The organism is Mycobacterium sp. ENV421 (assembly GCF_002887815.1).
GTDB lineage: Bacteria > Actinomycetota > Actinomycetes > Mycobacteriales > Mycobacteriaceae > Mycobacterium.
This window is the reverse complement of sequence record NZ_PDHO01000011.1, coordinates 67,688-94,618: the sequence shown is the minus strand read 5'-3', so window position 1 is coordinate 94,618 and position 26,931 is coordinate 67,688. Positions and strand designations below refer to the sequence as shown.

Here is a 26,931-nt window from a genome sequence, read left to right as displayed (position 1 = left end):
TTGACGCCTGTCAATTCGGGCTGTCGTACAGTGCTGCCATGCAGATCCGCGAGCATGCGCAGGCCACTCCCGACAAGCCGGCAGTCATCCTGTATCCGTCCGGGAAAACCGTCACGTTCGGCGAGATGGAAGCTCGGGCCAACCAGCTGGCACACCTGTTCCGGCAGGCCGGGCTGCGTGAGGGCGACTCCGTCGCGATCCTCATCGAGAACAACGAGCACTTCCACACCGTGTTGTGGGCGGCGCGGCGTTCCGGGCTCTACTACGTGCCGATCAACACGCACCTGACGGCGGCCGAAGCCGCGTACATCATCGACAACAGCGAGGCCAAGGCCGTCGTCGGCTCGGCCGGGCTGACGGACACCCTCGCCGGGCTCGCCGCGGAGCTGCCGACGATGCCGCCGCTGCTCATCATCAACGACGGTGAGCTCGACGGCTGGCGCAGTTACCCGGAATGCGTTGCAGACCAGCCGGTTACGCCGATCGACGACGAGATCGAAGGCGACCTGCTGCAGTACTCGTCGGGAACGACGGGGCGCCCCAAGGGAATCAAGCGCGAGCTTCCGCACCTGCCGCCCACCGAGGTGCCCGGCATGATGGCCGGACTCATCGGATTCTGGATGAACCCCGATGCGGTCTACATCAGCCCCGCCCCGCTGTATCACACCGCTCCCTCGGTGTGGTCGATGCAGACGCTGGCGGCGGGTATCACCACTGTGGTGCTGGAGAAGTTCGACGCGCAGGGCTGCCTGGACGCGATTGCGCGCCACAAGGTCACCCACGGCCAGTTCGTCCCGGTGATGTTCACCCGGATGCTGAAACTGCCTGAGGATGTCCGTAATTCGTACGACATCTCGAGTCTGCAGCGGGTCATGCACGCAGCTGCGCCCTGCCCGGTCGAGATCAAGAAGCAGATGATCGATTGGTGGGGCCCGATCGTCGACGAGTACTACGCCTCGTCCGAGGCCATCGGGTCGACGTTGATCTTCGCCGAGGATTGGCTCACCCACCCGGGCTCGGTCGGCAAGCCGATGATGGGTGGACTGCACATCCTCGACGAGGACGGCAACGAGCTGCCGCCCGGCCAGGCGGGGGAGATCTATTTCGAAGGCGGCATGGACTTCGAGTACCTCAACGACGCCGAGAAGACCGCCAAGTCGCGCGACAGCCACGGCTGGAAGACGGTCGGCGACATCGGTTATCTGGACGAGGAGGGTTACCTCTACCTCACCGATCGCCGACACCACATGATCATCTCGGGCGGGGTGAACATCTATCCGCAGGAAGCCGAGAACATGCTCGTCACGCACCCGAAGGTGATGGACGCCGCGGTGTTCGGCGTGCCCGACGAGGAGATGGGCCAAAGCGTCAAGGGCGTGGTCCAGCTGGTCGACTCCGCGGACGCGACGGAGGAATTCGCCGCCGAGCTGCTGGCGTGGTTGCGTGATCGGCTCTCGCACTACAAGTGTCCGCGGTCGATCTCGTTCGAGTCCGAGCTGCCCCGCACCGACACCGGCAAGCTGTACAAACAGGAACTGATCGTCAAGTACTCGCCCGCGCCGACCGGCTAGATGCGTCTCGTCGACCTGTCCGACCCGCCGCCGATCGGGGTCACCGGTCCGCCGGGCGTCGTCGTTGCGGTCGGCGAGCCGTCGACGCCCGAGGGTGAATTCTGGCTTGACACAGCCACCTTCGCCTTGGCCGAGAAGGAGCAGGAAGACCGCCGCTACGTCGCGGTGGAGTCGGTGAGCGACACCGTGGCCCTGCTTCGGGACCGTTGCCGGCACTGGCCGCACGCCAGCGCTGTCTGCGACGATGTGTTGCGGTCGGTCGACGTGACCGGCCCGGCGCTCCCCGGCATCATCACCGAGTCGCTGGCGTACTCGACGCTGCAGTCCGGGCCGGAGTTCGCCCGCTGGCTTGACTCGCGGGGTCCGGCGTCGCTGCCTGACATCGCCGACCCGGTGCTCGCCGAGCGTGACGGCGGCACGCTGCGTATCCGATTCAACCGGCCGCAGCGGCACAACGCGTTCAGCACCGACGCCCGGGCGCTGTTGCTGGAGGCGCTGACCGTCGCGCTACTCGATGACACCGTCACCGAGCTGGTGCTCAGCGGCAACGGCGCATCTTTCTGCAGCGGTGGGGATCTCGGCGAGTTCGGCACCTTCGCCGACCCGGCTTCGGCGCATCTGGCACGGACCCGGCACAGCCCCGCGTTGGCGCTCGACGAGCTGAGCCGGCGCCTCGGCCGGGCCTGCCGGGCCGACATCCACGGTCGCGTTCTCGGCAGCGGACTGGAGATGGCGTCGTTCTGCGGCTGGGTGAGCTGCCATCCCGACGCGGTGCTGGGGCTGCCGGAGCTGACGCTGGGCCTGATTCCCGGCGCCGGTGGAACCGTGGGCATCACCCGGCGAATCGGGCGTTGGCGCACAGCCTATTTGGTGCTGTCCGGCCGGACCGTCGATCCGGCTACCGCGCTGGCGTGGGGTCTGGTCGACGAGGTCACCTAGCCGGAGCGGCGTAGCGTGACCCGGTAGGTGTACTGCTCGGGCAGGAAGTGGCTGACCGACAGCTCCACCGGGGCGCCGGTGGTGTCGGAGTACAGCCGGTCCACCCGCAGCATCGGATGGTATCGCTCGCAGCCGAGCGCCTCGGCGACCAGCTCGTCGGCGGGTGCAACCGTGATCGACTGGGCCGCTTCGGCTATCGGCTGATCCAGGTGCGGTTCCAGGACACCGATCACGGTGTCGGTGCCGACCGCGCCGTCGGCCAGCTCCGGGGAGTCGAACACCAGCCGGGCGATGTGCTCCGGTAAGTGCACCGTGGTCACCACGAACGGAATCTCATCATGGACACGTCGGAACACCACGGTATACACCACATCGTGCTCCAGGCGCAGCCGGCTGGCCGCCGTCACGTCGACGCGGCGCGAAAGTCCCTGCAGCACTTCCATGCTGGTGTCCTCGGACAGGCTCATCAGGTCCTCGATCGAACCGAGCTGCCGTAAATATCCCCGGTTGGCGTACGTGCCGCGGCCGGGCACCCGGTACACCACACCTTCGGCCACCAGATCCTGGAACGCGCGGCGGACCGTCTGCCGGGACAGCCCATGCTGGGCGACCAGCTCCGACTCCGTCGGCAACCGCACGCCGTCAGGATAGGCCCCGGCCGCGATCTCGTCGCGAAGCCGTTGCCGCAGAACCTGATACGCGGGTTCGGGTTTCATGGCCGGTCAGATGCCTCCGCGCGCGACGAGCTGACCCGCGATCACATTGCGCTGGATCTCATTGGTGCCCTCACCGACGATCATCAGCGGCGCGTCACGGAAGTACCGTTCGACGTCGTATTCGGTCGAGTAGCCGTAGCCGCCGTGGATACGCACCGCGTTCAGCGCGATCTCCATCGCCACCTCGGAGGCGAACAACTTCGCCATCCCGGCCTCCATGTCGCACCGCTCCCCACTGTCGTACCGTTCGGCGGCGTAGCGGGTGAGCTGACGGGCCGCAGTCAGCTTGGTGGCCATGTCGGCCAGGTAGTTGCCGACTGACTGGTGCTTCCAGATGGGTTGTCCGAAGCTCTCCCGGTCCTGGGCGTAGGCCAGCGCGTCCTCCAGGGCCGCGGTAGCCACGCCGAGGGCACGCGAGGCGACCTGAATACGGCCGGTCTCAAGGCCTTTCATCATCTGGCCGAAACCGCGTCCGGGCGCACCACCCAGGATCGACGTGGCCGGCACCCGGCAGTCGTCGAAGGCCAGCTCGCAGGACTCCACGCCCTTGTAGCCGAGCTTCGGCAGGTCACGAGAGATCGTCAGCCCGGCGGTGGGCGACTCGACGAGCACCACCGAGATGCCCTTGTGACGCGGCATAGCCTGCGGATCGGTCTTGCACAACAGTGCGATCAGACCCGACCGGCGGGCGTTGGAGATCCACGTCTTGGCTCCGTTGATCACCAGGTCGTCGCCGTCGGCGCGGGCGACGCACGCCATGTTCTGCAGATCCGAACCGCCGCCCGGCTCGGTCAGCGCCATCGTCGCGCGCACCTCGCCCGTGGCCATCCTCGGCAGGTAGGTCTGCTTCTGCTCCTCGGTGCCGAAGATCTCCAGCAGCTTGGCCACCACGGTGTGCCCGCCCATCGCGCCGGCCAGGCTCATCCAGCCGCGGGCGAGTTCCTGGGTGACCTCGACGTAGCAGGGCATCGACACCGGGTTGCCGCCGTACTGTTCGCTGATCGCGAGGCCGTAGATCCCGATCTGCTTCATCTGCTCGATCCACGCCTCGGGGTAGGTGTTGGCGTGCTCGACCTCGCGAACCGAAGGTTTGACGTCGCGGTCGATGAACGCCCGCACCGTCTCCACCAGCATGGTCTCTTCGTCGTTGAGTGCAGTGCTCACGTAGGCCGCTCCAAGAAGTCGTGAAATGTACGGCCATATTGACATGCAGGGCGAGGAAGCACCAGGATGAGCGACTGTGACTTTGTACGGCCATATTGGTGGAGGCGAGTCGGGCGGACCGTATTTCGATGATCTGGTGGTCGGCCAGGTCTTCGACTGGGCACCGTCGATGACGCTGACCTCGGGTGCCGCCGCCAGCCATCAGGCCATCGTCGGCGATCGGCTGCGGTTGTCCCTGGACGCCGGGCTGGCCTATGCCGTGGTGGGTAGCACCGCTGAGCTGGCCCATCCGGGGCTGGTGTGTGACGTCGCGATCGGCCAGAGCACGCTAGCCACCCAGCGGGTCAAGGCCAACCTGTTCTACCGGGGGCTGACGTTCTACCGCTATCCGGTCATCGGCGACACCATCTTCACGCGGACCGAGGTGGTCGGGCTGCGGCAGAACAGCGCCAAGCCCGGACGGGCGCCGACGGGACTGGCGGCGCTGCGGATGACCACCATCGACCAGGTCGGCCGGCTGGTCCTGGATTTCTACCGCTGCGCGATGCTGCCGATGAGCCCGAACGCCCCGGACACCGGGCACGCCGACGACCTGTCGGTGATCGGCGCCGAGTTGCCCGCGCCGCCGCAGCCGACCGCCGACTGGAACGCGGTGGCGTTCCGCGAGCGGGTTCCCGGCCCGCACTTCTACCCCGACATGGCCGGTTCGGTTCTGCGCAGCACCGGCGACGTGGCGAGCTCCGCGCCGGAGCTGGCCCGGCTGACGCTGAACATCGCTGCCACCCACCATGATTCGCGGGTGGGTGGCCAGCGCCTGGTGTACGGCGGGCACACCATCGGGCTGGCGTTGGCCCAGGCCGGTCAGCTGCTGCCGAATCTCGCGACGGTGCTGGGGTGGGCGTCGTGCGACCACACCGGTCCGGTGCACGAGGGTGACACGCTGTACAGCGACCTGCACATTGAGGCGGCCGATCCGCTGCCCGGAGACCGGGGCGGGGTGCTCACCCTGCGTTCGGTGGTCTATGCCGTCGCCGACGAGGGTGACGACCGGCAGGTGCTGGACTGGCGGTTCACCGCCCTGCATTTCTGATCCGAGAGACAAAACCCGAACGCAGTCCCGGCCGTCACCTATCTCGATACCGATATCGGTCCGGCTGTTGTCGCAGGATCTCTGCGGGGGCCTTCCGGCGCGCGCGACAATGGTCAGGTGAACGACGCCGGCGCCGACTGGGCCAACAGTGGCCTGGCCTGGTTGACCGGCCGGTCCGACGGTCCGCCGGACCACTCCCGGGCGGCAATGCTAACCCGGGCCGACGCCGTCGCCGCCGAGCTGACTCATCTCCTGGGCATCCCGGTCGATGTCGCCACCATCCTCACCGGACGTGCCGCTCTGCTCGGCCTGCATCGCAAGGGCCGCGTCTCGGCCGGCGGGGCCACCCACCTGATGCCGACCCGGGACGGCTGGTGGGCCCTGACCCTGTCGCGAACCGACGACATCGAGGCCGTCCCCGCTCTCGTTGAAGCCGACTCGGTGCCCGACCCGTGGCCCGCGGTCGAGGAGTGGGCCGCCTGTCGTCGTGGCGACGAGGTCCTCGACCGGGCCACGTTGTTGGACCTGCCCGCCGCCCGCCTCGGCGAGACGACTCCGGCGGCGCCGGTGGTGCGAACTTCGGGGCCGCGCACCGGACCCCGCGCGGCACAAGGGCTATTGGTTGCCGACCTGTCGTCGATGTGGGCTGGCCCATTGTGCGGTCGGCTTCTCGCGGCGGCGGGGGCCACGGTCGTCAAGGTGGAGAGCCCGAGCCGCCCCGACGGCACCCGCTCCGGGAACGCGGCCTTTTTTGATTGGATGAACCACGGAAAGCGTTCCTACGCAGTTGATTTCGAAAGCGGGAGCCTGCGCGCACTGCTGGCGGCCGCGGACGTCGTGATCGAAGGCTCACGGCCCGGTGTGCTGCAGCGGCGGGGCCTGAGCTCCGAGTCGCTGCCCGGCCCGGCGGGCCGGGTCTGGCTTCGTATCACCGGTCATGGGTCGCAGTCGCAGCGTCCCGCCTTCGGTGACGACGCGGCCGTCGCGGGCGGACTGGTCGGCACCAGCTCGAACGACCCGGTGTTCTGCGCCGACGCCATCGCCGACCCGCTGACCGGGCTGGAAGCCGCACTGGCCGTGGCGCATTCGTTGCAGCGCGGGGGTGGCGAGACCCTCGACGTGGCGATGGCCGCCGTCGCGGCCACATATGCGGCCTTGCCCACCGGGCCGTCGCTGTCGCCGATCCAGGTACGGCAGCCTCATGCTCCGCTGCCCAGCCCGCCGGCATCGGCGCTGGGCGCAGACAACGCCGCGGTGGAAGCATTTGTCCAGCAGCGGAACTCGGTGCCATGCTGATCCAGCGAGCCCACCTGTTGGACGGGCGAATAGTTGACATCAGGGTAGCCGCCGCCATCGACGAGATCGCCGACTCGTTGACCCCCCGCCGCGGTGAGGACACCTTCGACGCCGCGGGCGGCACCGTCATCCCGGGCCTGCACGACCACCACGTACACCTGCGGGCCGCGGCTGCGGCGCTGGACTCCGTGCAGGTCGGCCCGGCGCTGGTCCATAGCCGTGCGGAATTCGCCGCCGTGCTCGCCGCCGCGCCGGTCGGCGAGGACGGCTGGATCCGGGCCGTCGGCTACCACGAGTCGGCCGCGGGCCCACTGGACCGCAGTCTGCTCGATGATCTCACTCCCGCTGTGCCGGTACGCATTCAACATCGCAGTGGCGTGCTGTGGTACCTCAATTCCGCGGGTCTGTCCAGGGTGGGTTTGCCCGATCATCCCGACGGCAGGCTGCGCAGCTACGACAACTGGTCGGATGCGGTTGCGCGCCGCGACACATCGCTGGCCACGGTTAGCAGGCGGCTTCTCGGCTATGGCGTCACCGGCGTCACCGATGCCACCCCAAACCTCGGCGCCGACGACATCATCACCCTGACCGAGGAACACCGGCACGGCGGGTTGCGTCAGAACGTGCATTGGCTGGCGCCGGGAAAGCGCATCCTGCATGATGATTCGCTCGATCTCGACGAACTCGCCGGGTGGATCGCCGCACAGCACCGCGACAACAGAGCTGTCGCCCTGCACTGTGTGACGGCAGGCCAGCTGGTGGTCACACTGGCGGCGCTGCGGGTGGCGGGCACCCACCCCGACGACCGGATCGAGCACGCGGCGGTGGTTCCCGACGACGCTCTCGCCGACCTCGCCGACATCGGTGTGCTGGTGGTGACCCAGCCGAACTTCGTCACCGAACGTGGTGACCAGTACCTGATCGAGGTCGACGCCGCTGACCAGCCCGCACTGTGGCGACTGGCATCACTGCACTACGCCGGGGTACGGGTGGCCCTGTCGACGGACCAGCCGTTCGGTGATGCCGATCCGTGGGCGTGCATGCGCGCCGCGGTGCACCGAACCACCAAGACCGGGGCGGTGCTGAATCCAGCCGAATGCGTGTCGGCCGCAACGGCACTGACGCTGTTCACCGGGCATGCCGAGCGTCCCGACGTGCCCAGGACCGTCGAGCCGGGGCAGTCCGGTGACCTGTGTGTGCTGAGCGCAGCGCCCGCCGAGGTGCTCGACGCCCTCGACGCCGAACTCGTGACCGCCACCGTCATCGGCGGCCACCTGCACCTGCGGCCCTAGTCTTTCTCGTCATCCTTGGGTAGAAGACGTTCAGGGTGGTGGTAGTTGTTGGTGCCGCCCCGCAGTGGCACATCGGGTGGCGGGTCCCATTGGGTCTGGCCGTCTGCCAGTTGGCGGGTGGTCCAGCCGTCGTTCTCGACGAGCAGGTTGTCACATTTGCAGGCCAGGGTGAGGTCGTCGATGTCGGTCGTGCCGCCGTGTTTCCAGTCTTTGGTCGAGTGGTGCACCTGGCTGTTGTAGCCGTTGACCGTGCAACCGGGTGCGGTGCAGCCACGGTATTTGCCCAGCAGCATGATTCGCTGATCCGCTGAGGCCAGTCGCTTGGACCGGCCTAGCCACAAAGACTGCCCGGTGACGCCGTCGAACACCGCCAAATAGTTGTACGTCGGCGTGGCCATCCGGAGCAGGTCTGAGATCGGCAGCAAGGTCCCTCCGGCGGTAACCCCGTGTCCGGCTCCGGCCGCCAGGTCTTGCAAGGTCGTAGTGACGATCATCGTGACCGGAAGTCCGTTGTGCTTGCCCAGTTTCGGGTCGCCCAGCTGACGACGGACCAGCACGGCCAGTGCGTCGTGCTGCCGTTGTGCGTGGCTTCGGGTGTCCTCAGGCTCGGGAGCGGCGAACTTCGCCAACCAGGCATCGAGCATCCCCCGTAGAGCTGGGTCGGCGATCAGTTTTCCGACGCTCATGCCGTCGGCTCGTTGGCCGCCGCACCACTGGAAGCCACGCTTACGGGCACGGTCCTCGTCGGAGAACGTGCCGTCGGGGTTGAGATGGGCGGCCAGCCGATCAGCGATTTTCTCCAACTGATCAGGCCGCATCACCTGCGCATGCTCAGCCAGGGTGCGTTCGGCCTTCTCGACCTCGACCGGTCCGACATGATCCGGCAGACCCCGGAAAAACCGTTGGATGACCCGCACATGCTCGCCGTCGAGCAGCCCGGCGTTCCATGCCTTACCTGTGGCAGGCAACAACGCGGGCAGTTCCGCGCCGGTCAATGTCTGACGCGGCACCAGCTGTTCGGCGTCACGAACTCGGCGCTTGGCCGCACCACGACTGATCCGCAACACGTCAGCCACCACGATCGAAATCGGCGGGCACCCCTCATACCGCTCCAGCCGCGTGAGCTGCGAGTGCGAGATCGCAACCTGCCGGCGCATCGCGGTCTCGAGTCGTTCCAGAACCGCGAATCGCTCTGGTGCAGGCACGTCTTCGATATCAGCCGCGCCCACTAATTCGATCGCTGCGTCGAGCGCATCCAACGCTGCCGTCATCGAACCCATGATTAGAACACTAGTTCGAACCACTGACAAAAACCGACACGCGTTTCCTCGTCAGGAATGCGCGCGAAGAGGGGATTCGTTGCCTCACTGAAAATGCGCGTTCAAGGCATCGAAGTCACGCCCGTAAGGCGTTGGCGGCGGCGCCGAAACCGAAAGTCGTGACAGCACGCACGAAGCGACATGAGGCAACACGAACCCGTCGATGCCATCAGGCTGGGGATGAGTTCGGAACTGTGGATGGCCCGGAACCGGCGATCACCCTAGCTCGACGTCGGCAACTCCCGGAACGCGGTATTGCGGTACGGCTCCGGCTCTTTCGGCAAGCCCAGCACGCGCTCGCCGACGATGTTGCGCTGAATCTGGTCGGTGCCGCCGCCGATCGAGGTGAAGTACGCATTCAAGGTCCGGAACGTGACCGCGTCGCCGACCGGATTGTCCGGCCCGGTCAGCATCGCCTCCGGACCGGCGATCTCGGTCTGCACCTTCGCCGTCTCGTGCAGGATCCGCGACATCGCGATCTTGCCAAGCGCCAGCAGGGTGGCGGCCTCGGCGCGATCAGAGGTTGCCTTGGCCCGCTGGGTGTTCCACCGGTTCACCGCCGCATACCCTTCGACCCGCGCGATCTCCTGGCGGACGAACGAGTCGTCGAGCTTGCCGGCACTGCGGGCCATCGCCACCAGACTGTCGGAATCGGCCTGAGGCTTGCGCGCCCCGCGCGACGTGCGGGCCAGGTCGCCCATCAGCCGCCGCTCGTAGGCCAGTGCCACCTGCAGCACCGACCAGCCGCCGCCGGGCTGGCCGACCAGGTTGGCGTCCGGCACCCGCGCCCCGGAGATGAAGACCTCGTTGAACTCCGACTCGCCGGTGATCTGATGGATCGGACGGACCTCGACGCCGGGCTGTCGCATCGGGAACATGAAGAAACTGATCCCGTTGTGCTTGGGCACATCCCAGTCGGTGCGCGCCACCAGCAGCCCGTAGTCGGCGGTCTTGGCGAACGACGTCCACACCTTCTGGCCGTTGATCACCCAGTCGTCGCCGTCCCGTTCGGCGCGCGTGCGCAGCCCCGCCAGATCCGACCCGGCGCCGGGCTCGGAATACAGCAGGCACCACTTGGTCTCGCCGCGGATCGACGGCGGGATCAGGCGCTGCTTCTGCTCGTCGGTGCCGAGGTCGTGCAGGGTGCAGGCGAACAGATTCGCCCTGTCGTGGCCGGTGCCCGGTGCGCCCACCGCGGCGAATTCGGCTGCCACGATGCGGGATTGCGGGTCACTCAGGCCGCGCCCCCACCACTGCGGCTCCCAGCTCGGGACCGCCCAGCCGGCGTCGAACACCCGCTGTGCCCAGGCGCCGCGATCCAACTCGGGGTCCCAGTTGTCCGCCAGCCAGCCCCGGACCTCGGTGCGCACGTCGTCGTCGGTCATCACTGGGCCTCCCGCAGTCGCACGTAACGCTCCCGGTGCCACGCCGGGTCGCCGAACAGTTCGGCGTCGGTCCGGGCCCGCCGCAGGTAGAGGTGGGCGGGATGCTCCCAGGTGAACCCGATACCGCCGTGCACCTGAATGCTGTTGGCCGCGACCGTGACGAATGCTTCCGAGCAATAAGCCTGTGCGGCAGCCAGATCCACACAGCGTGATTCGTCCGAGGCGTCGAATGCCGCCGCGACATGCCGAGCCGCCGACAACGCCGACTCGGCCTCCAGCAGCATGTCGGCGCACATGTGCTTGATCGCCTGGAAGCTGCCGATGGCCCGACCGAACTGGAACCGCGTCTTGGCGTAGTCGGCGGCCATCCGCATCGCACACATCGCGCCACCGGCCTGCTCGCCGAGCAGCGCCACTGATGCCAGGTCCAGGGCGTGGCCGAGCGCCGCCGCACCGGAGTCGGCCGCACCCACCAGCCGGGCCGGCGTGTCGTTCAACACGATTCGGGCCTGTTTGCGGGTCTGGTCAACCGTCGACAGCACGCTGACGTCGAGACCCGGGGCGTCGGCATCCACCGCGTACACCCCGTCCCCGGCCAGCACGTAGATCCGCCCGGCGCTCGCCGCGTCCAGCACGTAGGTCTTGCTGCCCGACAACCGCCACCCCGACCCGTCGGCACGCGCCCTCGTGGTCGAGGCCAGGGGCGGCCGTGCCGACCCGTCTTCGGCGAACGCCACCGCTGTGATCAGCTCGCCCGCGGCGATCCGCGGCAGCACGTCGGCCTGCTCGTCCGAATCGCCCAGTGCCGCAAGCAGTTGCGTGGTCAGCACGGCGGTGGACAGGTACGGCGCACAGAGCAGCGCCCGTCCCATGGCCTCCATCACCAGACCCACCTCGACGGCGCCGGCGCCGGAGCCGCCGAACTCTTCGGGTATCGCCAGACCCAAAAGGCCCATGCCGGCGAGCTCGGCCCACACCCCGGGGTCGTATCCGGTGTCGGTGGCCATCAGCCGGCGTACCTCGGCCTCCGGCGACCGCTTGGCCATCAGGTCGGTCACCGCCTCGGCAAGGTCCCGCTGTTCGGTGGTCAACGCTGTCATCGGCTCAGCTCCCGAAACTCATGCGCAGGCTGTCGCACTGGCTGGTGAAGAACGCCTTGGACACGTCGGCTTTGGCGACGATCCCGTCGAACCCGTGGAACGCGCCGGGCACCACGTGGACTTCGCACGGCACACCGGCAGCCTGAAGCCGCGCAGCGTAGTCGAGGTCCTCGTCGTGAAACAGGTCCAGTGTGCCGACGCCGAGCCAGGCCGGCGGTAATCCGGCGAGGTCGGTGCGGCGCGCGGGCGCCGCGATCTCGGGATCGGCGCCACCGAGGTAGGCCTGCCAGCCGAACCGGTTGCTGGTGGCGTTCCAGAGCCGCTGCCCCGGATCGTTGAGGTGCTGGCCCACGCTGCGGTCGTCGATCATCGGGTAGACCAGCAGCTGAAAGACCGGCTTCACGCCATCGCGATCGCGGGCCAGGAATGCCAGTGCGGCGGCAAGTCCGCCGCCGGCGCTGGCCCCGCCGATCGCGATCCGGTCCGCGTCGACAGCGGGCAGGCCGGCCAGCCACTGCAGGGCGGTATAGCAGTCCTCCAACGGCGCGGGGTACGGATGCTCCGGTGCCAGGCGATAGTCGACGGAGGCGACCGTGATGCCCAAGGCCTGGACGAATCGGCGGCACAAGGCATCGTCTTGCGCCGCGGTCCCCAGGACGTAACCGCCGCCGTGGATCCACAGCAGCGCCGGCGTGGTCGTGGTCGCGCCGGCAGGCCGATAGAGGCGGATACCGACCCCCGACTCCAACGTCAGCACCTCGACGCCGTCGTTCTTCGGTCGTTGCAGGCCCGTCAGCCGCCGCAGGACCGGCAGGGTCCGGGCGGAGATCAGCGCGCGTGGGGTGAACCGCGCGGCTTTGCGCAGTTCGGGATGGATGTCGGTGTTGGCCACGCCGCCCAGTATGGCAAGACCGCTTTCAGGACTGGACCTTGATCCTCGACGGCGCCGACAGTATCGTGGTGGCGGCAATTACGGAACGCTGCGTAGCGTAATTGCCGCTGGGTGAGAGGACACCGTCGATGACGACCAATCCGTATGCGGGCCAACCGTTCACGTCTTCCGATGAGGAGATCGCGGCGGCGTTGGAGCAGGTCAGCATTCCCACGCTGCTGTTGTCGTTGGTCCACATCACCGGTGATCCGCGGTTCATCCGGGAGTTCACCCAGGCCGGCGTCTTCCTCAACGAGGTCCAAGGCTTCATGTCCGAGGAGGACAAGGCCAAGGCGCGGGCGCTCGCCCTGCCGATCATCGCCGACTACCGCGACCGGGGCTGCCCGGGGCCGGTGCCGCTGAGCCCGGAACTGATCGGGGAGATGCTGGACTGGACGGCCTGCGAGCACGTCGACGACGAGTACCGTCCGATGGTGCTCGAGGAGATGGACCTCGAGGACGTCGACCCACGCCGCCCCGTCGCGCTGGACCCCGCCGCGACCGCCGACTTCCCGGTCGTCGTGATCGGCTGTGGGGAATCGGGTCTGCTCGCCGGCATCCGGCTCAAGCAGGCCAACATCCCGTTCACGATCGTGGAGAAGAATGCCGGCCCGGGCGGAACCTGGTGGGAGAACAGCTATCCCGGTGCCCGGGTGGACGTGGCGAACCACTTCTACTGCTACAGCTTCGAGCCGAGCAACGACTGGTCGCACTACTTCGCCGAACAACCCGAGCTGCGGGCCTACTTCGAGACCGTCCTGGACCGGCACCAGCTCGACGCCAATGTCCGCTGGCAGACCGAGGTGGTCTCGGCCGCATGGAGCGACGCCGACGGCATCTGGCGAGTCACCGTGCGGGACAAGGACGGAACCGAATCCACGATTGACGCCCGCGCCGTCATCACCGCGGTCGGCCAGCTGAACCGGCCCGCGCTGCCCGACATCGAGGGCGCCGATGAGTTCGAGGGGCCGGCCTTCCACTCCGCGGCGTGGGACCACTCCGTGGACCTGACCGGCAAGCGCGTCGCACTCATCGGCGCGGGGGCCAGCGGCTTCCAGATCGCGCCGGCGATCGCCGACCAGGTGTCGCACCTGACGGTCTTCCAACGGACCGCACAGTGGATGTTCCCCAACCCGATGTACCACGACAGCGTCCCCGACGGCGTGCGGTGGGCGATGAATCATCTTCCCTACTACAACCGTTGGTACCGCTTCCTGCTTCTGTGGCCCGGTGCGGACAAGGGTCTGGAGGCGGCCCGATCCGACCCGGACTACGTCCACCCCGACGATCCGAACTACGCGGTCAGCGAGGTCAACGCGCTGGCCCGGCTGATGTTCACCGATTGGATCGCCACCCAGGTCGGCGACGACCAGGATCTCTTGGCCAAGGTGCTGCCCGACTATCCGGCGACCGGTAAACGTACGTTGCAGGACAACGGAACCTGGCTCACCACCCTGCGCCGCGACGACGTCGAATTGGTGCGCACTCCGATCGAGCGGATCACGCCGCACGGTGTGGTGACCGCCGACGGGGTGGTCCACGACATCGACGTCATCGTCTACGCGACCGGTTTCCGTGCCACCGAGGTGCTGTACCCGATGCAGATCACCGGGCGCGACGGGGTGGACCTGCGTGCCTCCTGGGGTGAGCGGCCCGCCGCTTATCTCGGCATCACCGTGCCCGGGTTCCCGAACTTCTTCATGCTTTACGGGCCGGGTAATCACCTGGCACACGGCGGCAGCCTGATCTTCAACTCCGAGCTGCAGATGCGCTACATCGACAGTTGTCTGGCCGATATCGTCGAGAATGACTGGAAAGCAATCGAACCGACGACCGAGGCCACCGAGGCATGGCATCGCAAGCATCAGGACGAGATCAACCAGATGGTGTGGGCGCACCCCTCGATCGAACACTCGTACTTCAAGAACCCGGACGGGGAGATCCACACCGTGAGCCCGTGGCGGCTGCCGGTCTACTGGAATGCGATTCGCACCCCGGACTGGTCGAACTTCGTTGTGACAAAGGGAGAGTGAGGACACCATGCGCGCGGTGCTCATCGACACGCCGGGGTCGGTCCGGGTCGACGACTGGCCCGACCCGGTGCTACCCGGATCGACCGGCGCGATCGTCAAGGTGACGGCGGCCGCCATCTGCGGCTCGGACCTGCACTTCTACGAGGGCGACTATCCGCTCTTCCAGCCTGTCTCGCTGGGCCACGAGGCCATCGGCACCGTCGTCGAGATCGGCTCGGACGTGCGCACGGTGACGGTCGGCGACCAGGTCATCGTGTCGTCGGTGGCCGGCTGCGGCGCCTGCACCGGGTGCGCGACCAAGGATCCGATCCTGTGCGCGTCGGGTCCGCAGGTGTTCGGTTCCGGGGTGCTCGGCGGCGCGCAGGCCGAACTGATGGCCGTTCCGGCGGCCGACTTCCAGCTGCTCAAGATGCCGGTGGGCATCGACACCGAGCAGGCCCTGCTGCTCACCGACAACCTGTCCACCGGCTGGATCGCCGCCAAGCGTGCCGACATCCCGCTCGGCGGTACAGCGGTGGTCATCGGGCTTGGTGCGGTCGGGCTGTGCGCGGTGCGCAGCGCGCTGTTTCAAGGTGCGGCAAGGGTTTACGCCGTCGACCCGGTCGCCGAACGCCGGGATCGGGCCGCCCGCCTCGGTGCGATCGCGATCGAACCGGCCGCTGCGCAGACCGTCATGGACGCGACCGGCGGTCTCGGGGCGCACTCGGTGATCGACGCCGTCGGCAACGACACGACCATCGACGACTCGCTGGCCACCGTGCGTGCCGGCGGCACGGTGTCGGTGGTCGGGGTGCACAACCTCAACCCGTACCCGTTCCCGGCGCTCACCGCCCTGCTGCGCAGCCTCACCTTCCGGATGACCACCGCGCCGGTGCAGCAGACCTGGCCGGAACTCATCCCGCTGCTGCAGAGCGGTCGCCTCGACGTCGACGGCATCTTCACCACCACAATGCCGCTGGCGCAGGCCGCCGACGGCTATGCCGCCGTCGCGGCGCGGTCGGGGGAGGTCGTCAAGGTCCTGCTCACGCCGTGACCTCGGGCGCAACGCCCCGACCTATGCCCGGTAGACGGTCGAACCTTCCTTGATCGTCTCGACGACGGTGATGTCCTTGATCGCCATGGGATCAACTGTCAGCGGATTGTCGTCCAGCACAACGAGATCAGCGAGCTTACCGACCTCGAGCGAGCCTTTGGTATCCGCCTCGCGGTACTGGCGTGCGGCGTTGATCGTGATGGCCTTCAACGCCTCCAGCGCGGTGACGCGCTGGTCGGCGCCGATGGTTTGGCCGCTGCGCGAGATCCGGTTCACCGCGGTCCACACCACGAACATCTGATCCAGCGGCGTGACAACGAAGTCCGTGTGGTTGGTGGGGTGCAGCCCCATATCGATCGCCGCGCGCATCGGGGACAGGAAATCTGCCTGGGCCTTCCCGCGCAACCGGACGTGCGCGTCGCCGAAGTAGAAGGTGTGCGGGGTGAAGAACGACGGGGTGATCTGGTAGTCGACGTAGCGCCGCAGTTGATCTCGACGAACGAACTGCGAGTGCACCATGACCGTGAGACGGTCCTTGCCGAGATCGCCGGCGCCCGCGAATTCATGGGCGGCCAGCGCGACGTCGATGGCCGCATCTCCGTTGGCGTGGATGTCCAGCGGTAGGCCCAGGTCGTAGACCTTCTTGAACCAGCCGTTGACGGTCTCCTGGGAGAAGCCGAGCTCACCGCACCAGTCGTGTTGCCCGTCCGGGCCATCGGTCAGGTACGGCGTCGTGAAATATGCGGTGCGGCCTTGCGGTGAGCCGTCCAGTGTGACTTTCACCCCGCCGAGCTTGACCCGGTTGTGATAGCTGCCGAACGTCTCCGCAGGGTGCCGTTGCAGCACCTCGTCGAGTTCCAGAATGAACGGGTAGGCCACCACGTCGATAAGGCTCGCTCCGCCTTCGGCGGCCCGGTAGATCAACTCCACGTCGGCGGCGTGGGTGGCGCCTTCATGCGCCGTCGTGATGCCTGCCGCGGCATAGAGCATCTGGCCCGCCTTGCTCCAGGCGATCTCCTGCGACGGTGTCGGCTTGGGCATGGCGGCGAAGATCGGTAGGAACGCGGTCTCCATCACCAGCCCGTCCGGCTCGGTGGAGCCGTCCTTGCGGACGATCACCCCGCCTGCCGGGGTGACGGTGTCCGCGGTGATGTCGAACATCCGCATTGCCACCGAGTTGAGCACCGCGCCGTGCATCGAAACATGCCCGACCAGTACGGGATTGGCGGGGAAGTCGACGTCGAGGTCGTCCTTGTGCAGTGTCCGCCCGTCGGGCATCAGGGTGTCGTCGTAGCCGTAGGCGACGATCATCTCGCCCGGTGGCACCCGATGCGAGTCCCGAAATGACCTGAGGGAATTCAGGATTGCCTCGACATCCGCGCCCGGTCCGGCCGGCGGCGCAAAGACGTTCACCTGATTGGCGACGGTCAGGGAATTGATGTAATGACTGTGCGGGTCGAGGAAACCCGGCAGCAGCGTCGCCCCGTCGAGGTCGGCCATTCGGGTGCCCGGCCCCTGGTGCGCCGCCACCACGTCGTCCCGGTCGCCCACCGCGGTGATCCGGCCGGCGCGAACCGCCAACGCGCTCGCCGACGGGTTGCGGTCGTCGATGGTGACGATATCGCCACCGGTGTAGATCACATCTGCGGCCTCGGTCATCTGGGCCTCCTTCAGGGTCACCTGAGTCTAGGGAACTAGTGCCGTTCGGTGCGGCTGACAGTTGGCGTTTGCCGCCGGTGCGCATTAGCTTTTCTCCGGTGATGTCCTTCGCTGCCGGTGCCGTCGCACGGTGGATCGCCCCGTTCATGACCCTCGCCGTCGTCGCCGGGCTGGTACTCAGCACCGCGCCGGTTCACACCGGCCCCATCCGCCTCGCGGATGACGCCGCCCCGATCGGTGGATCACCGTTCTACGTCGACCCGAACTCGGCAGCCATGCGGGCGTCCAAGGCCAATCCGGACAACCCCGAACTGGCGTACATCGCCAACACTCCGCAGGCCTACTTCATCGACAATCTGGTGCCGGCCGCCGCGGTGAGCACCTATCTCAATGGGGCCTGGGCGGCCGGCGCCATGCCGATGCTGGCCATCTACTCCCTGCCGAATCGCGACTGCGGAAGTTTCGCGGCAGGCGGGTTCGGCTCGGGTGAGGCCTACCGCGGGTGGATCGACCGCGTCGCCTCCCAGATCGGCGGCGGCCCGGTGACGATCATCCTGGAACCGGATGCCCTCGACATGGCCGACTGCCTGTCCGCCGGCGCACGCCAGGAACGCTTCGACCTGATCCGCTACGGCGTGGACACGCTGACCCGCAACCCCGCCGCCGCGGTGTACGTCGACGCCGGCCACTCGCGGTGGCTGCCCGCCGACGAGATCGCCAACCGGCTCAACCAGGTGGGTATCGAGAAAGCCCGCGGCTTCAGCCTCAACGTCTCCAACTTCTTCACCACTGACGAGGAAATCGGTTACGGCGAAGCAGTTTCCGGCATGACCGGCGGAAAGCCGTATGTCATCGACACCTCGCGCAACGGGAACGGGCCGGCCGACGGCGAACTGTACTGGTGCAATCCGAGCGGCCGCGCGCTCGGCGTCCAGCCCACCACCGACACCGGAAACGGCCACATCGACGCGTTCCTGTGGGTCAAGCGTCCGGGTGACTCCGACGGGTCGTGCGGTCGGGGCGATCCGGGCCCGGGCCACTTCGTGAACTCGTTCGCGATCGAACTGGCGCGAAACGCCGGGCACTGAGCGAACACTGACGTTCGGGCAAACGCCCGGGCACCGTGGGAATCGCTGGGCACGACTGAATCTCGATTCGGCCAGCAAAGCAGTGAACATTCCGAAGAATTTGTCGTTTCGGAAAGTGCCAGCGGGGTACGCTTCGCGCCATGACGGTTAGACCGTGGACGACGGCCCGCTGGCTGATGCAGGCGGGTCCGGCCGACTACCTGATGGCGATGAGCATGGCGTCTGCCCAGCTCCCCGTAGTCGGCAAGCACCTCGAACCGCTGGGCGCACTGAGCGCCATGAGTGTCTGGGGCGCCAAGCAGATGCCTGAGCTCCTCGGTGCGGCCGCCAAGTCGTGGCTGGCGCCCGACGCGGGCCGCGTGCGCCGGGTCCAGCGGGAGAGCACCCGCCAGGTCGCCGAAACCGGGCTGCGAGGTGTGGTGCTGCCCGAGGACCTGCAGATCGACTGGCCGGCACCCGACACCAAGCCGCCGGTGGCGAGGGCCCTGGAGCACCGCAAGCATCTCCACCGTTCCTCGGTCCGCTACGGCGATCACCCGACCCAGGTTCTCGATGTCTGGCGTCGCAAGGACCTGCCCGCCGAGCCCGCACCGGTTCTGGTGTTCGTCCCGGGCGGCGCCTGGGTGCACGGCAGCCGCATCCTGCAGGGCTACGCGCTGATGTCGCACCTGGCCGCGCAGGGCTGGGTGTGCCTGTCCGTGGAGTACCGCGTCGCACCGCACCACCCGTGGCCGCAGCACATCCACGACATCAAAGCCGCGATCGCCTGGGCCCGCGCCAACGTCGACCGGTTCGGCGGCGACCGTGACTTCGTCGCCGTCGCCGGGTGTTCGGCCGGTGGCCACCTGGCCGCGCTGGCCGGACTGACCATCGACGACCCCGAGTTCCAGGAGCACCTGCCAGAGGGCTCGGACACCGCCGTCGACGCCGTGGTGGGCATCTACGGCCGGTACGACTGGGAAGACCGCTCGACGCCGGAACGCACCCGGTTTGTCGACTTCCTCGAGCGCGTGGTGGTCAACAAGAAGCAGAGCAAGCACGGCGACGTGTTCCGCAAGGCGTCGCCCATCGCGCGGATCCATCCCAAGGCCCCGCCGTTCCTGGTGGTGCACGGCTCCGGCGACAGCGTGATACCGGTCGCGCAGGCCCAGAGCTTCGTGGAGCGGTTGCGCAGCGTGTCGCACGCGCCGGTCGGATATGTCGAATTGCCCGGTGCCGGACACGGTTTCGACATGACCGACGGTGCTCGCACCGGGTCGGTGTCCACCGCAATCGGCCTGTTCCTCAATCGGATTCACCGCGACCGCGCGGCGATGTCCACCAAAGAGGTCATCTGAGACCTACTCGGCTGTATCGTCCCGAACGGGACGGGGCAGGGGCGGAGAGGCGCACGGATGAAGAGATTGCGTGGCTGGGATGCTGTGCTGCTGTACAGCGAGGCTCCCAATGTGCACATGCACACCCTCAAGGTGGCGATCATCGAACTGCAGGACCTCGGTGGCCGAACCTTCGGTGTCGAAGAGTTCCGCGAGGTCATCCGTGGCCGGCTCTACAAACTCGACCCGTTCCGCTATCAACTGGTCGACATCCCGTTCAAATTTCATCACCCGATGTGGCGGGAGAACTGCGACGTCGACCTCGACTACCACATCCGCCCGTGGCGGGTGAAGGAGCCGGGTGGCCGGCGCGAACTGGATGAGGCGATCGGCGAGATCGCCAGCACCCCGCTGGACCGGGACCGCCCGCTGTGGGAGATGTACTTCATCGAAGGTCTTGCCAACGGCCGCATTGCCGTTGTCGGCAAGATCCACCACGCGCTGGCCGACGGAGTCGCCTCCGGGAACCTGATGGCGCGCGGGATGGACCTGCAGAGTGGTCCCGACCCGGACCAGGACTTCTCGACCGACCCCTCACCCCGGCGTGGTGAGCTGGTGCGCTCGGCATTCGCCGACCATTTCCGGCAGATCGCCAAGCTGCCCGGTGTCATCAAGTACACCGCCGACGGCATGGCCCGGGTCCGCCGCAGCAGCCGCAAGTTGTCGCCCGAGCTGACCATGCCCTTCACCCCGCCGCCGTCCTTCCTCAACCACATGCTCACTCCCGAACGACGTTTCGCCACAGCGACTTTGGCGCTCGCTGAAATCAAAGAGACCAGCAAGCTCCTCGGCGTCACGATCAACGACATGGTGCTGGCCACCGCCGCGGGCGCCTTGCGCACGCTGCTGCTGCGCTACGACGGCGTGGCCGATCACCCGCTGCTGGCGTCGGTGCCGGTGAGCTTCAACTTCGACCCGGACCGCGTGTCGGGCAACTACTTCACCGGCATGATGGTGGCCGTCCCGGTCGACGTGGCCGATCCGCTGGAGCGGGTGCGGCAGACCCACGATGCCGCGGTGCTGGCCAAGGAGAGCCATCAGCTCATCGGGCCGGAACTGATCAGCCGGTGGTCCACCTACCTGCCGCCTGCGCCCGCCCAAGCGCTGTTCAAGTGGTTGTCCACCAAGGACGGCCAGAACAAGGTCCTCAATCTGCCGATCTCGAATGTGCCCGGCCCGCGTGAACACGGCCGGGTCGGCGGCGCACTGGTCACCGAGATCTACTCCGTCGGTCCGCTGACCACCGGCAGCGGGATGAACATCACCGTGTGGAGCTACGTCGACCAGCTCAACATCTCGGTGCTCACCGATGGTGTCACCGTCGGCGACCCGCACGAGGTCACCGAGGCCATGCTGGCGGCGTTCTCCGAAATACGAGTGGCGGCAGGACTTTCCGGTGAGCTGGCGGTCGTCGAGACGGCGATGGCGCAGGCCTAGGGGCGCTCAGTAGCCATCGTCGCGGTGTCCTCGGACGGGATGTCGTCCAGCACCTCGGTGGGGGTACTTTCGGCGATCTCGATCTTTCGCTGGTGGCGGAAGCCCACCACGATGCTGGAGATCAGCGAGATCGAGATGACCGCTTCGGCGATGAAGAACGACCCGAAGTCGATGATGGACCCGATCGGCGGGTTGCCGGGCACCGCATTGCGCAGTGGGATCAACGCGAACAGGATGGCGGCCATCATCGAGCAGGCCGGGAAGACCAGGCCGCGTCGCCAATTCAGGATGTAGAAGGCGGCAACCACCGCGCCGATCGCCAGGCCGAGCATCAGCATCATGATGAAGACCGCGAAGATGACCGTGGGCATGCTGCGGTGCAGACCGAGATTCACCAGCACGCCGCCGCTTTGGGCGGTGCCTGCCGAGGTGTTCAGGCCGAAGAACGGATCGGTGTTGACCACGGTGAGGGCCACCGGAACATTGTTGCCGTCGGTGTTGTAGACGTGGACTTCGAGCCGGCCGGTGTATCGATCGAACGGATAGTCGGTGACCGCTCCGTCCACGCTCACTCTCTGCTCGATGTCCGGCGCGGGATTGCCTGCCTTGATGTCCGCCTTCCAGTTACCGATAGCGGCCGTCGTCAGCGTCACGTCCTGGGCGAAGTTGCCGTCCGGGTCGGCCAGTTTCCCACTCGGTGCCACATCGACGATGGTCACCGAAAGCTGTTGTGTCGTCGAGTCCACCTTCGTGATCCAGGCGGTCACGTTCACCCGGTCCGGATTGTCCCCGTCGCCGAAGTAACTCTCCTGATCGGTGTTGTTGCGGCTGGTGAGATACCCCGCAACACTGGCCGCGATCACCGCCACCAGCAGCGCGGAGGCGATGATCAATCGGCGCAGCCCGACATCACGGACCCGTCGGATGTGATTACGCATGCTCCCCCTTGTTCATCCGCTTCGCGTATACCCAGGACAGGAACTGTCCGACCGCTTCGGCGGACTGATGCGCCCGCGGTGAGGAGAAGATGTCGAAAGCGTGTTGTGCACCGGGCAACTCGGCATAGAGCACCGGTGCTTGCGAGACCGTGCGGAATTCGCCGACGAAATCCCGCGCCTCATCCACCGGGATCACCGAGTCCTGCTCGCCGTGCAGAACGAAGAACGGCGGTGCGTCCGCGCGTAGCCGGCGGATCGGTGATGCGGCGGTGTAGATATCCCGGAACCTGCTGAACTGCCGCTTGACGACGAGGCGTTCGAGGTAGCCGATGAACTCGCGGCGGCCGTTGCCGTGCGTGGTGTACCAGTCGTAGCGGCCGTACACCGGGACCGCGGCCACCACGGAGGTGTCGGCGTCGGTGAACCCCGGCTGGTACTCCGGGTCGTTGGGTGTCAGGGCCGCCAGCGCCGCCAGGTGACCGCCGGCCGAACCGCCGGTGATGGCAACGAAATCGGGGTCGCCGCCGTAGTCGGCGATGTTTTCCTTGATCCAGGCCAGCGCACGCTTGACGTCGACGATGTGGTCCGGCCAGGTGTGCGTCGGGCTGACCCGGTAGTTCATCGCCACACAGATCCAGCCCCGGTCGGCGAGGTGGCTCATCAACGGGTAGGCCTGAGGACGGCGCCAGCCGATCGCCCACGCTCCACCGGGCACCTCGAGCAGCACCGGGGCCTTGCCCTCCCGGGGTAGATCGCGGCGGCGCCACACGTCGGCCAGATTGGCGCGGCCGTGTGGCCCGTAGCTGATCGTGCTCGTCTTGTCGACGAAGCGTCGCCGCGACCACGTCGTCCGCCATGCGGTGGGCCGGCCCGACGGCGACGGTGTGTTCGGCAAGGTTTCCAGAACGTCGGTGAAGTTCTCGCCGAGCCCCTCCACCAGCGCGGCGCGTAAAACCGGTCGTGGTGTGGTCACGTTGCGGCGTTGAATCGCCAGCAAGAACAACCACGACGCGGCCGTCAGCGCGAGGGCCGCGACACCCCGCCGGCCGCGGAAGTCGCCGCGCAGGCCGCGCCGCGCCGCGTCGAGGACGGAGCCGCCCAGGTAGAGCATCGGCACTTCCGAGGTGGGCCAGCCGAACGAGAAGACTGCCAGCGTCTTGTAGCCCTGGCGCCCCAGTGGACGAAATCCGTTGGCGGCATTGACCGCTTCGACGATCGCGCGTACCAAGGGGCGCGGCCGCCGAAGCTCAGCCGTCAGCCGTGTGAGCGATGAGTTCATTACGCAGGATTTTGCCAGTGCTTCCGCGCGGCAGTTCGCTCAGGACGGTGATCTCCCGCGGAACCTTGTAGTTGGCCAAGTTCTCCCGGACGTGCGCCTTCAGGTCGTCGGGGTTCGCGGTCGCGCCGTCGGTGAGCACCACGAACGCCACCAGTCGCTGGCCGAACTGTTCGTCGTCGACGCCGAGCACCGTGGCTTCGGCCACCTCCGCGTGCCCGGCCAACGTCTTCTCCACCTCGATCGGGTACACGTTCTCACCGCCGGAGACGATCATCTCGTCGTCGCGGCCCACCACGAACAGCCGGCCCGCGTCGTCGAGGCGGCCGATGTCGCCCGACGACATGAAGCCGTCGTGAAAGTCCTTGGTACTGCCCCCCGGACCAGATGATGTGTAGCCGTCGAACTGGGTGGAGTTCTTCACGAAGATCCGCCCGACCTCGCCGGTCGCAACGGTGTTGAACTCGTCGTCGTAGATGCGGATCTCGGTACCCGTGGCGGGCTTTCCCGCGGTGTCGGGTGCGGCCCGCAGATCGGCCGGGGTCGCGGTGGCGATCATGCCCGCTTCGGTGGCGTTGTAGTTGTTGTAGATGACGTCGCCGAACTCGTCCATGAACTTGGTGACGACGTCGGGCCGCATCCGCGATCCCGAGCACGCCGCGAACCGCAGAGTGCGCCCGCTGTAGCGCTTTCGGACGTCCTCGGGGAGGTCCATGATGCGGTCGAACATCACCGGGACCACACACAATCCGGTGGCTTTGTATTGGTCGACCAGTGCCAGCGTGGCCTCCGGGTCGAACTTGCGCCGGGTCACCACGGTGCATGCCATCGCCGAGGCGAACACCAGCTGCGAGAAGCCCCAGGCGTGGAACATCGGGGCGACCACCACGGTCGTCTCACCCAGTCGCCACGGCGTGCGGCTCAAGATCGCGATGAGATTGCTCGCCCCGCCGCCGGAGTGCTTGGCGCCCTTGGGAGTTCCGGTGGTACCGGAGGTCAGCAGGATGAGCTTGCTCTTGCGGCCGCTCGAGGTGGCCCGCTGACCCGAATGGGCTTCGATCAGCTTCTCGACCGTCTGCGCCTCGGTCGGGGCGTCGGTCCAGGCCAGGATGCGAGTGGCCTCGGGGCGATCTTGCACGGCCCGGTCCACCGATCCGGTGAACTCTTCGTCGTAGATCACGACATCGGCGTGTTCGCGATTGACGACCTCGGCCAGCGCCGGGCCGGCGAACGAGGTGTTGAGCAGCAGCACGTCCGCACCAATGCGGGTGGCGGCGATCAGCGATTCGACGAACCCGCGGTGGTTGCGGGCCATGATGCCGACCACTTCTGGCGTGCCGCCGGGCAGCTGCTGCAGCGCGGCCGCCAGCGCGTGCGCTCGCTGGTCGAGTTCGCGCCACGTCAGAGTGCCCAGTTCGTCGATCAGCCCGGGGCTGTCAGGGCGGCGGGCGGCGGCCGTCGCGAACCCGGTGGCGATCGACAATCCCTCGGCGCGCGCGGCGTTCACCATCGCGACCGTCCGGTCCGGACGCATCGGGGTCAGGAAGCCGGCCTTGGCCAGCGTGACAACGGCGTCGCCGACGGACGTCAGCCGGGACAGCAGGTCCATCAGCCGATCACCGGGAGGCGACGTTCGGCGGCCAGTTCGTCCAGGGCCCGTTGCATGACGCCGCGCACGTGGGCGTCGACGGCATGGATGTCGGGGTCCTCGCCGAACTGCGCGGTGATGTCGATGGGCTCGAGCACCCGGACGACGATCTTGGTGGGCAGCGGCACGTTCAGCGGAACGACAGCGCTCAACCCGAACGGGAAACCGAACGAGATCGGCAGGATCTTCGCGCGCAACAGCTTGTCCAGCCGCAGCGCCTTGGCCACGCCGGTGCCGCGGGTGAGGAAGATCTGGCTCTCTTGGCCGCCGATCGCGACCGTGGGCACGATCGGAACCCCGGCATTGATGGCGGCTTTCACATAGCCGGTGCGCCCGTCGAAGTCGATCTTGTTCTGGGACAGCGTCGGCCGGTAGACGTCATAGTCGCCGCCGGGGAACACCACCACCACGCCGCCGGAGCGCAGCGCCTCGTCGGCGTTCTCGTGATTGGCCCGGATGAAACCGTTGCGCTTGAAGAAGCCGGCGGTCGGACCGGTCAGCACCAGATCGTGGCTCAGCGTGTAGACCGGCCGGTCGTAGCCGAAGTGGTCGTAGAACCCCAGGGCGAACACCGGCACGTCCATCGCGAACAGGCCGCCGGAATGGTTGGACACCACCAGGGCGCCGCCGGGCGGGAACGATTCCAGTCCGCGGACCTCACTGCGGTGGTAGAGCTTGAGGAACGGGCGCAGCACGCCCATGGTCCTCTCGACCAGGCCGGGGTCCCACTTCTCCGTCTCGGCGGGTGTCGCGTCGCTGGTGCTCACACATCCTCCTAGGAATTGGAACGTGTTCTAGTTTTCCATGCTACCGGCCTCGCGACTCGCGTCGTACCTCGATAGATACCATTCCGGACGTGACTGAAAACGCCGTTACCGAAGAGCCCGCCGTCCTCACCGAGCGCCGCGGCCGAATTCTGATCATCACCATCAACCGGCCCAAGGCCAAGAACGCCGTGAATGCCGCGGTCAGCAATGGTCTGGCCGCCGCGATGGACGAGCTCGACGACGACGCCGGACTGTCGGTCGGCATCGTCACCGGGGCCGGCGGTTCGTTCTGCGCAGGGATGGACCTCAAGGCGTTCGCCCGCGGAGAGAACGTGGTGGCCGAGGGTCGCGGCCTGGGCTTCACCGAGCGCCCGCCGCTCAAGCCGCTGATCGCCGCGGTCGAGGGGTACGCGCTGGCCGGCGGGACGGAGCTGGCGCTGGCCACCGACCTGATCGTGGCGGCCAACGACTCGGCGTTCGGCATCCCGGAGGTCAAGCGTGGCCTGGTGGCCGGCGGCGGCGGATTGCTGCGCCTGCCGCAGCGCATCCCGTATCAGATCGCGATGGAGCTGGCGCTGACCGGCGAGAACCTGTCCGCGGTACGTGCCCACGAGCTGGGTCTGGTCAACGCGCTGGCCGAGCCGGGCCACGCGCTCGATGCGGCGATCGAGCTGGCGGAGCGGATCACCGTCAACGGCCCGCTGGCGGTGGCCGCCACCAAGCGGATCATCACCGAGTCGCGCGGCTGGTCGCCTGAGGAGCAGTGGAAGAAGCAGGCGAAGATCATGATGCCGGTGTTCGGGTCGAAGGACGCCCAGGAAGGCGCGATCGCGTTCGCCGAGAAGCGTGCCCCGAACTGGACGGGCAGCTGAG

22 protein-coding genes are annotated in these 26,931 nt (G+C 67.4%); 11 read left to right on the top strand and 11 right to left on the bottom strand.

All coding sequences use genetic code 11. The annotated features are described in order from the left end of the window. The first annotated feature begins 38 nt into the window (after positions 1-38). Together fadD4 and CRM90_RS15420 are read left to right on the top strand one after the other, a co-directional pair. Positions 39-1,571, top strand: coding sequence for a fatty-acid--CoA ligase FadD4 (gene fadD4 / locus CRM90_RS15425; RefSeq protein WP_102807830.1), 1,533 nt, complete (start codon positions 39-41; stop codon positions 1,569-1,571). Then, a complete protein-coding gene (locus CRM90_RS15420; RefSeq protein ID WP_102807829.1) occupies positions 1,572-2,510 on the top strand; it encodes an enoyl-CoA hydratase/isomerase family protein in 939 nt (312 codons plus the stop codon). Here CRM90_RS15420 and CRM90_RS15415 read toward each other — a convergent pair. Beyond that, entirely contained in the window at positions 2,507-3,226 is a 720-nt protein-coding gene (locus tag CRM90_RS15415; protein ID WP_102807828.1) for a GntR family transcriptional regulator, read from the bottom strand. The genes CRM90_RS15420 and CRM90_RS15415 overlap by 4 nt on opposite strands. A gap of 6 nt (positions 3,227-3,232) precedes the next feature. Continuing rightward, positions 3,233-4,390: an acyl-CoA dehydrogenase family protein gene (locus CRM90_RS15410; RefSeq protein WP_102807827.1), complete on the bottom strand. Its 1,158-nt coding sequence runs from the start codon at positions 4,388-4,390 to the stop codon at positions 3,233-3,235. A gap of 169 nt (positions 4,391-4,559) precedes the next feature. On the opposite strand from CRM90_RS15410, the gene CRM90_RS15405 reads away from it, so the two are divergent. The 3 genes from CRM90_RS15405 (at position 4,560) to CRM90_RS15395 (ending at position 8,068) form a co-directional block, all read left to right on the top strand. Next, a complete protein-coding gene (locus CRM90_RS15405; protein ID WP_233209349.1) occupies positions 4,560-5,480 on the top strand; it encodes a hotdog family protein in 921 nt (306 codons plus the stop codon). A 117-nt stretch (positions 5,481-5,597) separates the two neighbouring features. Continuing rightward, a complete protein-coding gene (locus tag CRM90_RS15400) occupies positions 5,598-6,776 on the top strand; it encodes a CoA transferase (protein WP_233209344.1) in 1,179 nt (392 codons plus the stop codon). Continuing rightward, complete coding sequence (locus tag CRM90_RS15395) at positions 6,770-8,068, top strand: amidohydrolase family protein (protein WP_102807825.1); 1,299 nt, start codon at positions 6,770-6,772, stop codon at positions 8,066-8,068. Before CRM90_RS15400 ends, CRM90_RS15395 begins: the two co-directional genes overlap by 7 nt. On the opposite strand, the gene CRM90_RS15390 is transcribed toward CRM90_RS15395, so the two are convergent. The 4 genes from CRM90_RS15390 to CRM90_RS15375 all read right to left on the bottom strand — a co-directional run bounded on the left by CRM90_RS15390 (position 8,065) and on the right by CRM90_RS15375 (position 12,764). Next, positions 8,065-9,348 (bottom strand): HNH endonuclease signature motif containing protein, encoded by a 1,284-nt coding sequence (locus CRM90_RS15390; RefSeq protein WP_102807824.1) that lies wholly within the window; start codon positions 9,346-9,348, stop codon positions 8,065-8,067. The genes CRM90_RS15395 and CRM90_RS15390 overlap by 4 nt on opposite strands. 260 nt (positions 9,349-9,608) lie before the next feature. Then, positions 9,609-10,772: an acyl-CoA dehydrogenase family protein gene (locus tag CRM90_RS15385; protein WP_102807823.1), complete on the bottom strand. Its 1,164-nt coding sequence runs from the start codon at positions 10,770-10,772 to the stop codon at positions 9,609-9,611. Next, positions 10,772-11,872, bottom strand: a complete 1,101-nt coding sequence (locus tag CRM90_RS15380) for an acyl-CoA dehydrogenase family protein (protein ID WP_102807822.1) — start codon at positions 11,870-11,872, stop codon at positions 10,772-10,774. The genes CRM90_RS15385 and CRM90_RS15380 overlap by 1 nt, the downstream gene beginning before the upstream one ends. A gap of 4 nt (positions 11,873-11,876) precedes the next feature. Then, positions 11,877-12,764 (bottom strand): alpha/beta hydrolase, encoded by an 888-nt coding sequence (locus tag CRM90_RS15375; RefSeq protein WP_102807821.1) that lies wholly within the window; start codon positions 12,762-12,764, stop codon positions 11,877-11,879. Positions 12,765-12,892: 128 nt separating this feature from the next. On the opposite strand from CRM90_RS15375, the gene CRM90_RS15370 reads away from it, so the two are divergent. Together CRM90_RS15370 and CRM90_RS15365 are read left to right on the top strand one after the other, a co-directional pair. Then, positions 12,893-14,836, top strand: coding sequence for a flavin-containing monooxygenase (locus tag CRM90_RS15370; protein WP_102807820.1), 1,944 nt, complete (start codon positions 12,893-12,895; stop codon positions 14,834-14,836). Positions 14,837-14,843: 7 nt separating this feature from the next. Further along, positions 14,844-15,869, top strand: a complete 1,026-nt coding sequence (locus CRM90_RS15365; protein ID WP_102807819.1) for an alcohol dehydrogenase catalytic domain-containing protein — start codon at positions 14,844-14,846, stop codon at positions 15,867-15,869. 21 nt (positions 15,870-15,890) lie between these two features. On the opposite strand, the gene CRM90_RS15360 is transcribed toward CRM90_RS15365, so the two are convergent. Further along, positions 15,891-17,528, bottom strand: coding sequence for an amidohydrolase (locus tag CRM90_RS15360; protein WP_102807882.1), 1,638 nt, complete (start codon positions 17,526-17,528; stop codon positions 15,891-15,893). Between the two features lie 101 nt (positions 17,529-17,629). On the opposite strand from CRM90_RS15360, the gene CRM90_RS15355 reads away from it, so the two are divergent. From CRM90_RS15355 to CRM90_RS15345, 3 genes are all read left to right on the top strand, one after another. After that, positions 17,630-18,616: a glycoside hydrolase family 6 protein gene (locus tag CRM90_RS15355; RefSeq protein ID WP_102807881.1), complete on the top strand. Its 987-nt coding sequence runs from the start codon at positions 17,630-17,632 to the stop codon at positions 18,614-18,616. 140 nt (positions 18,617-18,756) lie between these two features. Beyond that, positions 18,757-19,953, top strand: coding sequence for an alpha/beta hydrolase (locus CRM90_RS15350; RefSeq protein WP_102807818.1), 1,197 nt, complete (start codon positions 18,757-18,759; stop codon positions 19,951-19,953). Between the two features lie 57 nt (positions 19,954-20,010). Then, on the top strand, positions 20,011-21,429 hold the full coding sequence (locus tag CRM90_RS15345; protein WP_102807817.1) for a WS/DGAT/MGAT family O-acyltransferase: 1,419 nt from the start codon (positions 20,011-20,013) through the stop codon (positions 21,427-21,429). Here CRM90_RS15345 and CRM90_RS15340 read toward each other — a convergent pair. Genes CRM90_RS15340 through CRM90_RS15325 form a run of 4 tightly spaced genes read right to left on the bottom strand, consistent with a single transcriptional unit; the run spans position 21,426 to position 25,992 of the window. Further along, positions 21,426-22,367, bottom strand: coding sequence for a DUF4436 family protein (locus CRM90_RS15340; RefSeq protein WP_233209343.1), 942 nt, complete (start codon positions 22,365-22,367; stop codon positions 21,426-21,428). The genes CRM90_RS15345 and CRM90_RS15340 overlap by 4 nt on opposite strands. Then, positions 22,360-23,646, bottom strand: a complete 1,287-nt coding sequence (locus tag CRM90_RS15335; RefSeq protein ID WP_102807816.1) for an alpha/beta hydrolase — start codon at positions 23,644-23,646, stop codon at positions 22,360-22,362. Before CRM90_RS15335 ends, CRM90_RS15340 begins: the two co-directional genes overlap by 8 nt. After that, complete coding sequence (gene fadD12 / locus CRM90_RS15330; protein WP_102807815.1) at positions 23,615-25,252, bottom strand: acyl-CoA ligase FadD12; 1,638 nt, start codon at positions 25,250-25,252, stop codon at positions 23,615-23,617. The genes CRM90_RS15335 and fadD12 overlap by 32 nt, the downstream gene beginning before the upstream one ends. Further along, on the bottom strand, positions 25,252-25,992 hold the full coding sequence (locus CRM90_RS15325; protein WP_502693280.1) for a 1-acyl-sn-glycerol-3-phosphate acyltransferase: 741 nt from the start codon (positions 25,990-25,992) through the stop codon (positions 25,252-25,254). Before CRM90_RS15325 ends, fadD12 begins: the two co-directional genes overlap by 1 nt. Before the next feature lie 155 nt (positions 25,993-26,147). Here CRM90_RS15325 and CRM90_RS15320 point away from each other — a divergent pair, with 155 nt between their 5' ends. Continuing rightward, positions 26,148-26,930, top strand: coding sequence for a crotonase/enoyl-CoA hydratase family protein (locus CRM90_RS15320; RefSeq protein ID WP_083117445.1), 783 nt, complete (start codon positions 26,148-26,150; stop codon positions 26,928-26,930). Position 26,931: the final 1 nt, after the last annotated feature.